The organism is Enterobacter sp. PL_is511, assembly GCF_055816065.1.
Window position 1 is genome coordinate 83,719 of record NZ_JBVPGP010000024.1, and the last position, 12,839, is coordinate 96,557.

General features: G+C 58.1%; 8 protein-coding genes. 6 read left to right on the forward strand and 2 right to left on the reverse strand.

The window, feature by feature from the left end:
- Positions 1–39 precede the first annotated feature (39 nt).
- Positions 40–945 (forward strand): fructokinase, encoded by a 906-nt coding sequence (gene mak / locus AC0TN7_RS15830; protein WP_148768940.1) that lies wholly within the window; start codon positions 40–42, stop codon positions 943–945.
- 146 nt (positions 946–1,091) lie between these two features.
- On the opposite strand, the gene sbcC is transcribed toward mak, so the two are convergent.
- Both sbcC and sbcD read right to left on the reverse strand, forming a co-directional pair.
- The gene (sbcC, locus tag AC0TN7_RS15835; protein WP_463727014.1) at positions 1,092–4,223 is read right to left on the reverse strand and encodes an exonuclease subunit SbcC; all 3,132 of its coding nucleotides are present in this window, start codon (positions 4,221–4,223) and stop codon (positions 1,092–1,094) included.
- Positions 4,220–5,425, reverse strand: coding sequence for an exonuclease subunit SbcD (gene sbcD, locus AC0TN7_RS15840; RefSeq protein WP_463727013.1), 1,206 nt, complete (start codon positions 5,423–5,425; stop codon positions 4,220–4,222). Before sbcD ends, sbcC begins: the two co-directional genes overlap by 4 nt.
- 187 nt (positions 5,426–5,612) lie before the next feature.
- Here sbcD and phoB point away from each other — a divergent pair, with 187 nt between their 5' ends.
- The 5 genes from phoB to malZ all read left to right on the forward strand — a co-directional run bounded on the left by phoB (position 5,613) and on the right by malZ (position 12,783).
- The gene (gene phoB, locus AC0TN7_RS15845; RefSeq protein ID WP_008503265.1) at positions 5,613–6,302 is read left to right on the forward strand and encodes a phosphate response regulator transcription factor PhoB; all 690 of its coding nucleotides are present in this window, start codon (positions 5,613–5,615) and stop codon (positions 6,300–6,302) included.
- Positions 6,303–6,323: 21 nt separating this feature from the next.
- Positions 6,324–7,619 (forward strand): phosphate regulon sensor histidine kinase PhoR, encoded by a 1,296-nt coding sequence (gene phoR / locus AC0TN7_RS15850; protein ID WP_090418053.1) that lies wholly within the window; start codon positions 6,324–6,326, stop codon positions 7,617–7,619.
- Positions 7,620–8,028: 409 nt separating this feature from the next.
- Positions 8,029–9,348 carry a branched-chain amino acid transporter carrier protein BrnQ gene (gene brnQ / locus AC0TN7_RS15855; RefSeq protein ID WP_024906795.1) on the forward strand — a complete coding sequence of 440 codons (1,320 nt, stop codon included), beginning with the start codon at positions 8,029–8,031 and terminating at the stop codon, positions 9,346–9,348.
- An 81-nt stretch (positions 9,349–9,429) separates the two neighbouring features.
- A complete protein-coding gene (proY, locus tag AC0TN7_RS15860; RefSeq protein ID WP_024906796.1) occupies positions 9,430–10,803 on the forward strand; it encodes a proline-specific permease ProY in 1,374 nt (457 codons plus the stop codon).
- Between the two features lie 162 nt (positions 10,804–10,965).
- Positions 10,966–12,783, forward strand: coding sequence for a maltodextrin glucosidase (malZ, locus tag AC0TN7_RS15865; RefSeq protein WP_463727012.1), 1,818 nt, complete (start codon positions 10,966–10,968; stop codon positions 12,781–12,783).
- Positions 12,784–12,839 lie beyond the last annotated feature (56 nt).

Sequence of the window (12,839 nt, forward strand, 5' to 3'; positions counted from 1 at the left end):
TTCTACTCTGTTGATAATCAAAATAATGAGGAGAGTCTTGTGCGTATTGGGATCGATTTGGGCGGCACCAAAACAGAAGTTATCGCACTGAGCGAGCAGGGGGAGCAGCTGTTTCGCCACCGTCTGCCGACGCCGCGCGATGATTATCACCAGACTATCGAGACCATTGCCAGGTTGGTTGAGATGGCCGAGCAGGCCACAGGACAAACCGGCAGCGTCGGGATGGGGATCCCGGGGTCGATCTCGCCGTATACCGGCGTGGTTAAAAATGCTAACTCCACCTGGCTCAACGGCCAGCCGTTTGATAAAGATTTAAGCGCGCGTCTGAACCGGGACGTGCGTCTGGCCAACGATGCCAACTGCCTGGCGGTCTCTGAGGCCATCGACGGCGCGGCAGCGGGTGCCCAGACCGTGTTTGCCGTTATTATCGGCACCGGCTGCGGCGCGGGGGTGGCGTTCGGGGGGCGCGCCCATATCGGCGGCAACGGCACGGCGGGCGAGTGGGGACACAACCCGCTACCGTGGATGGATGAAGACGAGCTTAAATACCGCGCTGAAGTTCCGTGCTACTGCGGAAAACAGGGCTGTATCGAGACGTTTATCTCCGGCACCGGGTTTGCGACCGACTACCGCCGTCTGAGCGGCCAGCCGCTCAAGGGCAACGAAATCATGCGTCTGGTCGAAGAACAGGATCCTGTCGCCGAACTGGCGCTTAGCCGCTACGAAATGCGGCTGGCGAAATCGCTGGCTCACGTGGTGAATATTCTCGATCCTGACGTGATAGTGCTGGGTGGGGGCATGAGCAACGTCGATCGGCTGTACGCCACGGTGCCGAACCTGGTGAAACAGTGGGTCTTCGGCGGTGAATGCGAAACCCCGATCCGCAAAGCGCTGCACGGGGACTCCAGCGGCGTGCGCGGCGCGGCGTGGTTATGGCCAGAATAAACGTTTATTCCCTCTCCCTGTGGGAGAGGGCCAGGGTGAGGCAAGGTAAAAGCAAAACAGCAACTCAAGTTGCTGTTTTTGGTGTTTGTACCCTCTCCCTGTGGGAGAGGGCTAGGGTGAGGGCATCAGACCGCACCCACCCCCATTCATTCCACCGCAAACACCTTATCCAGCCTGCTATACCCCAGGCCGTTGATCTTCTTCACCTTGATCTGCACCGGAATGCGCTCTTTCATCGCCTCTACGTGGCTGATCACGCCGATGGTTTTCCCGGTGGCGTTCAGCGCGTCGAGCGCATCCAGCGCGGTATCCAGCGTCTCACTGTCGAGCGTGCCGAACCCTTCATCCAGGAACAGGGAATCGATCCGCGTCTTATGACTCACCAGATCGGAAAGGGCCAGCGCCAGCGCCAGGCTGACCAGGAAGCTTTCACCGCCCGAGAGCGTACGGGTATCGCGAACCGCATCCGCCTGCCAGGTATCGACCACTTCTAGCTCCAGCGCGTCGCTGGCCTTACGCTGCAGCAGATAACGCCCGTGCAGACGGTTAAGCTGCTGGTTTGCGAGCCAGACAAGATTGTCCAGCGTCAGCCCCTGGGCGAACTTACGGAACTTGTCGCCGGTGCTGGAGCCGATCAGCGCGTTCAGGTACCCCCAGTCGTCCGCCTGGCGCGCGGTCTCTTCAATTTGCTGCATCAACGCCAACTGGTGCTGACGGTTATCGCTGTCCTGCTTAAGCTGCTGGCGGATCTCGCCCTGATGCGTGGTGTTCTCGCGCAGCCGCTGCGCCAGCTGCTGCAGCTGGCTTTGCAGCGCAGGTGCATCGGCGTCGAGCCCTTCCGGCCGCAGCGCCAGATGAGCCTGCAGCTGCTGGTTAGCCTGGCCGGAAAGGGCCGCGGCCTGCTGTATCTGGCTTTCCAGCGACTGTTTCAGCTGTGCGAGGTGGCGAATAGCGTCGTCATCCAACAGCGCGGCAAGGAACGCGTCCCGATCGGCAAAGCAGCTTGCCGAGAGCGCCGCGGTGAACTGCGTCTGCGACTGCTGCAGACGCTCTTGCTCCAGCGTCTCCTGCTGCTGTTGCGCGGTCAGCTGGCTCTGTAGCGACACGCACTCGTCGTGGATGTCGCGCCAGTTATCAGGAATAACCGGTTCGGCGTCTGCGCTGTTCGTTGCCGGAAGCGCGTCGAGCAGCGGCTTCAGGGCGTTTATGCGTTCCTGAAGCACGCCGTGCTGCGTTTGCTTCTCCTGCCACTGCGAGAATTCCGCTTCGCGGGCGTGCAGCCAGGAGGCTTCATTTCCGTCTTCAGGTACGTTGAGTGATAGCGAGAGCAGGGCGTGTTCCAGCGCCTGGCGCGCGGTAGTCAGCTGCTGCTGATACTGTCGCTCCTGCGCTTCCTGCTCGTTCAACTGGTTTTGCAGGGTCAGACGCTGGCTGAGCTGATAAAGTTGGCGCTCGTACTGTTCCTGCTCGTTCATCCATGGCGTGATATCGTCCTGAATATTCAACGCTATATTCAGGGAAGCACAGGCCTCAATCCACTCTTTAGTGAGTGCTTGCTCTTCCTGAGAGAGCGTCTGAAATTCGTCTGTCTCGCGCTGGATCTGCTGAGTCAGGGCATTAACCTGTCCCAGCACAAGCAGGCCTTCCTCTTTAAGCGCGGCGACCTCTTTTTCCAGGGCATCACGGCGGCGCTGGTTATCCGTCAGCTCAAGCGACTGGTATTGCTCAACGGCGGGATGCTCGCTGGAGCCGCATAGCGGACAGGGTTTGCCGGCCTCAAGCCGGGCACGATAGCTTTCCAGGTCTTTAATCGTCGCTTCGCGTTCGCACAGGGCCTTCAGGTCCAGATAGTGCTGGTGTTTCTCTTTGTACTGCTGGCGGCGCAGCGTCAGCGTTTCATTGAGTTTATTTTGTTCGGCCTGGGCCTTCTGCACGCTTTCACCGCTCTGGCGCAGGCGCTTTTGCAGCGGCTGATAGCGGGCATGCAGCGACGTTAGCCGCTGGCGCAGCGTGCGTGACCGGGACTGCTGCTCCATGGCCGCGCTGACCTCATCCGCCGTCAGGGTCAGCGCATTTTCCGGCATCTCAGCCAGCCTGTTGCGTAATTCACTCATCCGCGCAGCAAGCGAGGCTAACTGCGTTTTATCGCGGTTAAGCTGCGAGAACTGGGCGCGCCAGCCGGCAATCTCCTGGCCCAGCAGCCGATAGCGCTCGTGCTCCGCCAGCCACTGCGCCAGCGCCGTCAGTTCGGTCTGAAGCTGCTCGTGGTTACGCAGGGCGGCATTGCGGATACGTGAACGCAGCGCGGTTCTGGCTTGTAAGCGAGTATTTACTTCGATAATTCGCTGCTGTGTCTGTGCCAGACGCGCGGTTTGCTCCTGCTGATGTTCCCAGAGCGGTCGAAGCTGGGCGGCGGGCAGAGCAAGCTGGAGCTTTGCCAGCTCTGGCGCAGCGTTCGTCAGCGCCTGTTGCGCCTGCAGCTGCGTCGCGGTGACGCGCTGTTGCTCGCGCACGAGCTCATCATGACGCGTAAGCCACTGAAAATCTTTCTGCTGGCTTTGCTGCTGAACCAGCAGGGTTTTCTCTTCGTCAGTAAGTGCCTGCAAACTTTGCTGTAACTGCTGCTGCTGTTCTTCGCTCAACAGCACGACGCCCGCCGCCTGCGCCTCGCACTTTTCAAGCACGCTGCGGGCGGCTTTATGTTTTTCAAACACCATGGCGGAAATCTGGCCGTAGATCTCGGTGCCGGTCAGCTCTTCCAGCAGCTCGGCACGATCGCTCGGTTTGGCATTAAGGAAGGCGGCAAACTGCCCCTGTGAGAGCAGCATCGAGCGGGTAAAGCGCCCGTAGTCCAGCCCGGTAAGCGCGGCGGTTTGCTCCAGCTTATCCGACACTTTGTCGGCCAGGATTTTGCCATCTTCACAGCGCGCCAGCTCCACGCGCGGCGCCTGCAGGTTCCCGTCCGGCTGGTTGCGCGCCCGGTTCTGGCTCCAGAAGGCGCGATAGGCGGTGCCTTTTACCTCGAACTCCACTTCTGCCAGGCATTCGGCGGTGTCGCGCGTCATCAGATCGTTTTGCGCCTGAGAGACCTTCTGCAGTCGCGGCGTTTCGTGATAAAGCGCCAGACAGATGGCGTCGAGCAGGGTAGTTTTTCCTGCTCCGGTCGCGCCGGTGATGGCAAACAGCCCGTTGCTGGCAAACGGCTCCGCGGTAAAGTCAATTTTCCACTCGCCCTTGAGTGAGTTGAGATTTTTCAGGCGCAGGCTCAAAATTTTCATGCGTTTTCTTCCTCATCATTGAGCGCATGCAGGGTATGGCTGAACAGTTCGCTGAGTCTTGCGCGCTTCGCGTCGTCAATCTCTTCCTGCGAGAGCCTGCGTTCAAACACCTCTTCAACCCGCAGTTCACTGAGCGTTTCACGTTGAGCGCTTAACAGAATTTTCTCGCGCTGCTCGCGGCTGCGGCGGACCAGTAAGACTTCGACGGGCAAATCCTCCGTCAGCGCCTGAATTTTGCGCTGCATATCGTGCAGGTAGTCATCGGTGGTGATTTCGATATCCAGCCAGACGGGGGGATCTTGTTCGACACCGCGCCACTGCTCCAGCTGGGCGGTGATGGCATCGAGATCGCCTTTCAGCACCGCCAGCGGCTGGGTGACCGGTACTTCCAGCGTCTCGACGGCGCGGAGTTTTCCCTCGCTGAAGCTCACCAGATGCACGGATTTGGCTTTGCCAGTTTCGTCAAAGCTGAGCGAAATAGGGGAGCCGCAGTAGCGGATGTGCTCGCTGCCGCCAATAACCTGCGCGCGGTGGATATGCCCGAGCGCAATGTAGTCGGCTGGCGGGAAGTTTTGCGCCGGAAAAGCATCCAGCGTGCCGATATAGATGTCACGCACGGCGTCACTTTTACTGGCCCCGACGGTGGTGAGATGCCCGGTCGCAATCACCGGAATAGGCTGGTCACCCCGCAGGGCACAGGCTTCGGCGTGCTGCTGGTGGTAATAGTCTGTGATGGCCTGTAAGAGATGTTGCTGCTTTTCTGTACCCGACAGCCCCGCCTGGCTTTGCACGATGTCCCGCGGACGTAAAAACGGTATCGGACACAGCACAGCCCCCGGCGACCCGTCGCGTTTATTCAGGATCTGTGGGGCGTGCCCGGCGCTGGCGACCACGGTGGTATTGAGAAATGCCAGGATATCGCGGGATTCATTGAGCGTGGCGACGGAATCATGGTTGCCGGCGACAATCACCAGGTGACAGCCAGTTTGCTGCAGATTCACCACGAAGCGGTTATACAGCTCACGCGCATAGCTGGGGGGCGAGCCGGTATCAAAGATGTCACCCGCCACAATAATCGCGTCCACCTCGTGCGTCCGGGCCGTTTCCAGCAGCCAGTTCAGGAACGCTTCATGTTCAGCCGCACGGCTTTTGCTGTAAAAATTTTGACCCAGATGCCAGTCCGAGGTGTGAAGTATGCGCATAGCTGATCCGTGGCAAAAAAGAGAAAGCAGGATTATAAACGTTCAGAGAAGGGAAAATAACCGCTGTAATAAAACAACGGTTTGCCCGTTATCGTGGTACTGTTTTTCATAAATCTGTCATAAATCTGACGCATAATGGCGCCGAATTACAAACTTGTAACTTAAATAAGATAAGACAGGGCAAAGTATGGCGAGACGTATTCTGGTCGTAGAAGATGAAGCTCCAATTCGTGAAATGGTGTGCTTCGTGCTCGAGCAAAACGGTTTCCAGCCGGTTGAAGCGGAAGATTATGACAGCGCAGTGAACCAGCTGAATGAACCCTGGCCCGATCTGATTCTGCTGGACTGGATGTTGCCTGGCGGCTCCGGACTGCAGTTTATCAAACACCTGAAGCGTGAAGCGCTGACCCGCGACATCCCGGTTGTGATGCTCACGGCGCGCGGAGAAGAAGAGGATCGCGTGCGCGGTCTTGAGACCGGCGCGGACGATTACATTACCAAACCGTTCTCCCCAAAAGAGCTGGTCGCCCGCATTAAAGCCGTGATGCGCCGTATTTCGCCGATGGCGGTGGAAGAGGTGATTGAGATGCAGGGGCTGAGCCTTGATCCCACCTCACACCGCGTGATGACCGGTGAAAATCCCCTCGACATGGGGCCTACCGAATTTAAACTCCTGCACTTCTTTATGACCCACCCGGAACGCGTGTACAGCCGCGAGCAGTTGCTGAATAACGTCTGGGGAACTAACGTGTATGTCGAAGACCGGACGGTTGACGTACATATTCGCCGCCTGCGAAAAGCACTGGAACTGAGCGGCCACGATCGCATGGTGCAGACGGTCCGCGGCACGGGTTATCGTTTTTCTACCCGTTTCTGAACAATGACAGGAGTGTGACGCGTGCTGGAACGTCTGTCATGGAAAAGGCTCGTCTTTGAACTGATCTTATGCTGTATTCCGGCCTTCCTTCTTGGGGCCTTTCTTGGACACCTGCCGTGGTTTCTGCTGGCGTCGGTCACCGGGCTGCTGATCTGGCATTTCTGGAACCTGCTGCGCCTCTCCTGGTGGCTGTGGGTTGACCGAAGTATGACGCCGCCGCCGGGAAGCGGCAGCTGGGAGCCGCTGCTGTACGGTCTGCATCAGATGCAGATGCGTAATAAAAAGCGTCGCCGCGAGCTGGGAAGCCTGATTAAGCGTTTCCGCAGCGGTGCAGAGTCGCTGCCGGATGCCGTGATTCTGACGACCGAAGAAGGGACGATCTTCTGGTGTAACGGCCTGGCGCAACAGCTGCTGGGCCTGCGCTGGCCGGATGACAACGGTCAAAATATCCTCAACCTTCTGCGCTATCCCGAGTTTACGCTGTACCTGAAAAAGCGTGATTTTACCCGTCCGCACAATCTGAAGCTCAATAATGGTCGCCATCTGGAGATCCGCGTGATGCCCTACAGCGATAAGCAGTGGCTGATGGTGGCGCGCGATGTTACCCAAATGCACCAGCTGGAAGGGGCGCGGCGCAACTTCTTCGCCAACGTCAGTCACGAACTGCGAACCCCGTTGACCGTGCTGCAGGGCTACCTGGAGATGATGCAGGAGCAAACGCTGGAAGGCGCGCCGCGTGAAAAAGCGCTGCACACCATGCGCGAGCAAACGCACCGGATGGAAGGGCTGGTGAAGCAGCTGCTGACGCTCTCGAAGATTGAAGCGGCGCCAACGCTGGCGCTAAATGACACCATTGATGTCCCGATGATGCTGCGGGTCGTGGAGCGTGAAGCGCAGACGTTAAGCCACAAAAAGCATCACCTGACCTTTGAGGTCGACAGTACGCTGAAGGTGCTGGGCAGCGAAGATGAACTGCGTAGCGCCATTTCCAACCTGGTGTATAACGCGGTGAATCATACGCCTGAGGGGACAAATATCGTGGTGCGCTGGCACCATGCCCCAACGGGGGCGGAGTTTAGCGTGGAAGACAATGGGCCGGGGATCGCGCCGGAGCATATTCCGCGGCTGACCGAGCGCTTTTACCGTGTGGATAAAGCGCGATCCCGGCAGACGGGCGGAAGCGGCCTGGGGCTGGCAATTGTGAAACACGCGGTGAATCACCATGAAAGCCGTCTCGATATTCAGAGTACGCTGGGTAAAGGAACCCGTTTCAGTTTCGTTATTCCGGAACGATTAATTGCCAAAAAGATCGCCTGACGGCAGGCGTGTCATTTTACCTTTCCACGGGTCAGCCATCGCTGGCCCGTTTGCTTTGCAGTCAAGCGAAACGCGGATGAATTTTATACGGCTGTCTGTTTTTTGTTCGCATGATTAGCCATGGGTTTTTCTTATAAACAGCGTATTATTCTAACGTGTATTTTCATGCTGGCATATTGTTCTGGTTTTGCGATCCCACCTTGCCTTTAAACGTTATAAGCGTTTAAATTGCGCCCCAGATACTGTCAGACCGACTGTATTTGCGTGGTAAATCGAAAAACTATTCTTCTCCACGCCAGGACGGGAGCATTTCCCGCTGAAATTGAGCAAATTTTCGGCTGTATCGTCCCGTCAGGGATATCGAAAATCTCAATGTTTTCAACACCACATCCACAGGCAGTAAGGTTTTATGACCCATCACTTAAAATCGCGTGACATCATCGCGCTGGGCTTTATGACATTTGCGCTGTTCGTTGGCGCAGGCAACATCATTTTCCCTCCAATGGTTGGCTTACAGGCGGGTGAACACGTCTGGACCGCCGCGTTTGGTTTCCTGATTACTGCCGTGGGTCTGCCGGTTCTCACCGTCGTCGCGCTGGCGAAAGTCGGTGGCGGTGTGGATAGCCTTAGCACCCCGATTGGTAAAGTGGCGGGCGTTCTGCTGGCAACCGTCTGCTATCTGGCCGTGGGCCCGCTGTTTGCGACCCCGCGTACGGCCACCGTTTCCTTTGAAGTAGGGATTGCTCCTCTGACCGGTGACGGCGCGATGCCGCTGTTTATCTACAGCCTGATCTACTTCGCGATCGTGATTCTGGTTTCCCTCTATCCGGGCAAACTGCTGGATACCGTGGGTAACTTCCTGGCTCCGCTCAAAATTGTGGCGCTGATTGTTCTGGCGGTAGCGGCCATCGTCTGGCCAGCGGGCCCGATTAGCGATGCGATGGACGCCTATAAAAACGCCGCGTTCTCTAACGGCTTTGTGAACGGCTACCTGACGATGGATACGCTGGGCGCCATGGTGTTTGGTATCGTTATCGTTAACGCCGCGCGTTCCCGCGGTGTGACCGAAGCGCGCCTGCTGACCCGCTATACCATCTGGGCTGGCCTGATGGCCGGTGTGGGTCTGACGCTGCTGTATCTGGCGCTGTTCCGTCTGGGCTCCGACAGCGCCATGCTGGTCGATCAGAACGCCAACGGTGCGGCTATCCTGCACGCCTACGTTCAGCACACCTTCGGCGGTGCGGGCAGTATGCTGCTGGCGGCGCTCATCTTCCTGGCCTGTCTGGTCACCGCGGTTGGCCTGACCTGCGCCTGCGCAGAGTTCTTTGCACAGTATCTGCCGCTCTCTTACCGCACCCTGGTGTTTATCCTCGGCATCTTCTCTATGGCGGTGTCAAACCTCGGTCTGAGCCACCTGATTCAGGTCTCTATTCCGGTGCTGACGGCGATTTATCCGCCGTGCATCGTGCTGGTGGTGCTGAGCTTTACTCGCCCGTGGTGGAACAACTCTTCACGAATTATTGCGCCAGCCATGTTTATCAGCCTGATTTTTGGTATCCTTGACGGGATTAAAGCATCAGCTTTCGCGCACATACTGCCGGCATGGACACAGCGTCTGCCGCTGTCCGAGCAGGGTCTGGCCTGGTTGATGCCTACCGTTGTTGCACTGGTTCTGGCCATTATCTGGGACCGTGCTGCAGGGCGTCAGGTCGCATCGAACGCCCATTAATCAACGGCAACAAACTGTTTAACCACGGGGCTTAAGGCCCCGTGGTTTTTTGTTTTTTTCGTGTTGAATGGCAAGATTTAAATGGAAAGCACTAACAAACTTAAACGTGGATTGAGCACGCGCCACATCCGCTTTATGGCGCTGGGCTCTGCTATCGGCACCGGTCTTTTTTATGGCTCGGCAGATGCCATCAAAATGGCCGGTCCCAGCGTGCTGCTGGCGTACATCATCGGCGGCGTGGCGGCGTATATCATCATGCGCGCCCTCGGCGAAATGTCGGTTCACAACCCGTCTGCCAGTTCATTCTCCCGCTACGCGCAGGAAAACCTCGGCCCGCTGGCCGGGTTTATCACCGGCTGGACCTACTGCTTTGAAATCCTGATCGTGGCGATTGCCGACGTGACGGCGTTTGGCATCTATATGGGCGTCTGGTTCCCGGCGGTGCCGCACTGGATATGGGTGCTGAGCGTGGTGCTGATCATTTGCGCCGTCAACCTGATGAGCGTGAAGGTGTTCGGCGAGCTGGAGTTCTGGTTCTCCTTCTTCAAGGTCGCCACCATCATCATCATGATTGTGGCCGGTTTTGGCATCATCATCTGGGGAATCGGCAACGGCGGGCAGCCGACCGGCATCCATAACCTCTGGAGCAACGGCGGCTTCTTCAGCAACGGCTGGCTCGGCATGGTCATGTCGCTCCAGATGGTCATGTTCGCCTACGGCGGTATCGAGATTATCGGTATTACCGCCGGGGAAGCGAAAGACCCGGAGAAGTCTATTCCGCGCGCGATCAACTCGGTGCCAATGCGTATTCTGGTGTTCTATGTGGGCACCCTGTTTGTGATCATGTCCATTTACCCGTGGAACCAGGTGGGCACCAACGGTAGCCCGTTTGTTCTGACCTTCCAGCACATGGGGATTGCGTTTGCCGCCAGCATTCTGAACTTTGTGGTGCTGACCGCGTCGCTCTCCGCGATCAACAGTGACGTCTTTGGCGTGGGCCGTATGCTGCACGGCATGGCGGAGCAGGGCAGTGCGCCGAAGGTGTTCGCCAAAACCTCACGCCGCGGCACGCCGTGGGTGACCGTCGTGGTCATGACCGTGGCGCTGCTGTTCTCGGTTTACCTGAACTACATCATGCCGGAGAACGTCTTCCTGGTGATTGCATCGCTGGCGACCTTCGCGACGGTGTGGGTGTGGATCATGATCCTGCTGTCGCAGATTGCCTTCCGCCGTCGCCTGACGCCGGATGAGGCGAAAGCGCTGAAGTTCAAAGTACCGGGCGGCGTTGCGACGACCGTCGTCGGGCTGATCTTCCTGGTGTTTATCATTGCCCTGATTGGCTACCATCCGGATACCCGCATTTCCCTGTACGTGGGCTGCGCGTGGATCGTCCTGCTGCTGGTGGGCTGGGTGTTTAAATGCCGTCGCGACCGTCAGCTGGCAGAAGCGCAGTAATCTTTTTTCTCCCTCTCCCTGTGGGAGAGGGTTGGGGGGAGGGCATCAGGCCGCACTGATGCCTCCTCCTCCTTTCTCCTCCCCCAATAATCCCGATCGTGATGAGCTATCCTTAACCACCCTGTGGCAAGGTGACGTCAATTTCATCAAAGGGGATTCGTGATGTTAAACGCCTGGCACCTTCCGGTTGCCCCATTTGTTAAGCAAAACAAAGACAACCTTGTGATTACGCTCTGGCTGGCGGGGGAAAATCAGCCTGAACGCGTGACGCTCCGCGCCGAAATCGATAACGAAGAGACCGGGCTGAAAATGCACAAGCTGCGCAGCCAGCCGCAGCCGGGGATCACCGCCTGGCGGGCGAATATCGACCTGAGCAGCGGGCAGCCGCGTCGCCGTTACAGCTTCAAACTGCTGTGGAATAACCGCCAGCTGTGGTTTACCCCGCAGGGGTTTAGCCGTTTCCCGCCCGCACGGCTGGAGCAGTTTGCAGTCGATTATCCGGATAACGGCCCGCAGTGGGTTAACGACCAGGTCTTTTACCAGATTTTCCCGGACCGTTTTGCGCGCAGCGAAAAACGCACTGCCGACCAGGATAAGGTCTATCACCACCATGCGGCGGGCCATGACATTATCCTGAAAGCGTGGGACGAGCCATTAACCGCGCAGGCGGGCGGATCGACGTTTTACGGCGGCGATCTCGACGGAATCAGCGAAAAGCTGCCGTACCTGAAAAAACTGGGCGTGACGGCGCTGTATCTCAACCCGGTGTTTAAGGCCCCGAGCGTACACAAATACGATACCGAAGATTATCGCCACGTTGACGCGCAGTTTGGCGGTGACGAGGCGCTGCTGCGCCTGCGGAAGAACACCCAAAACGAAGGCATGCGCCTCATTCTTGACGGCGTGTTCAACCACAGCGGAGATTCGCACGCCTGGTTTGACCGTCATAATCAGTCGATGGGCGGGGCATGTCATAACCCGGATTCGCCGCAGCGCGACTGGTACAGCTTTAACGAGGAGGGCCGTGCGCTGGACTGGCTGGGCTACCCGAGCCTGCCGAAGCTGGATTTCCAGTCGCCAACGCTTGTGAACGAGATTTACGGCGGGGAAGACAGCATCGTGCGTCACTGGTTGAAGGCGCCGTGGAATATGGACGGCTGGCGCCTGGACGTGGTGCATATGCTCGGCGAAGCGGGCGGGGCGCGGGAAAACCTTCAGCACGTCGCCGGGATTACGCGCTCGGCAAAAGCGGCCCAGCCGGAGGCGTTCGTCTTTGGCGAGCACTTTGGCGACGCGCGCCAGTGGCTGCAGAACGATGCGGAAGATGCGGCGATGAACTATCGCGGCTTTACCTTCCCGCTGTGGGGATTCCTCGCTAACACCGATATCTCCTACGATCCGAATCATATCGACGCTGAAACCTGCATGGCGTGGATGGAGAACTACCGCGCCGGCCTGTCGCATCAGCAGCAGCTGCGGATGTTTAACCAGCTCGATAGCCACGATACCGCGCGCTTTAAATCCCTGCTGGGCAAGGATGTCGCGCGTCTGCCGCTGGCGGTGAGCTGGCTCTTCACCTGGCCGGGCGTACCGTGCATCTACTACGGAGACGAGGTGGGGCTGGACGGCAATAACGATCCGTTCTGCCGCAAAACCTTCCCGTGGGAGCCAGCGAAACAGGACAAGGTGCTGTTCAGCCTGTATCAGCGGCTGGCAAAGCTGCGTAAGCAGAGTCTCGCCCTGCGCTACGGCGGCTGTCAGGTGGTGTACGCCCACGATAACGTGGTGGTATTTGCTCGCGTCTATAACCAGCAGCGCGTGCTGGTGGCCATCAACCGGGGCGAGGCCTGCGAAGTGGTGCTGGATGATTCACCGCTGCTGAAGGTAGCGACGTGGAAGAATAAAGAGGGCAAGGCGACGATACAGGACGGCGTGCTGGCGCTGCCTGCGGTATCCGCAACGATCTGGTCCGGCAGCTAAGACCTGTTAATGTTTCCACCTTTTAAGATGGCGCAAATGCAACTATTTGTGTCAAT

What these genes read in the sequence shown, in the direction of transcription:
- phoB (WP_008503265.1), top strand. Translation starts at nt 5,613, where the DNA reads ATGGCGAGACGTATTCTGGTCGTAGAAGATGAAGCTCCAATTCGTGAA.
- proY (WP_024906796.1), top strand. Translation starts at nt 9,430, where the DNA reads ATGGAAAGCACTAACAAACTTAAACGTGGATTGAGCACGCGCCACATC.
- sbcC (WP_463727014.1), bottom strand. Translation starts at nt 4,223, where the DNA reads ATGAAAATTTTGAGCCTGCGCCTGAAAAATCTCAACTCACTCAAGGGC.
- sbcD (WP_463727013.1), bottom strand. Translation starts at nt 5,425, where the DNA reads ATGCGCATACTTCACACCTCGGACTGGCATCTGGGTCAAAATTTTTAC.
- malZ (WP_463727012.1), top strand. Translation starts at nt 10,966, where the DNA reads ATGTTAAACGCCTGGCACCTTCCGGTTGCCCCATTTGTTAAGCAAAAC.
- brnQ (WP_024906795.1), top strand. Translation starts at nt 8,029, where the DNA reads ATGACCCATCACTTAAAATCGCGTGACATCATCGCGCTGGGCTTTATG.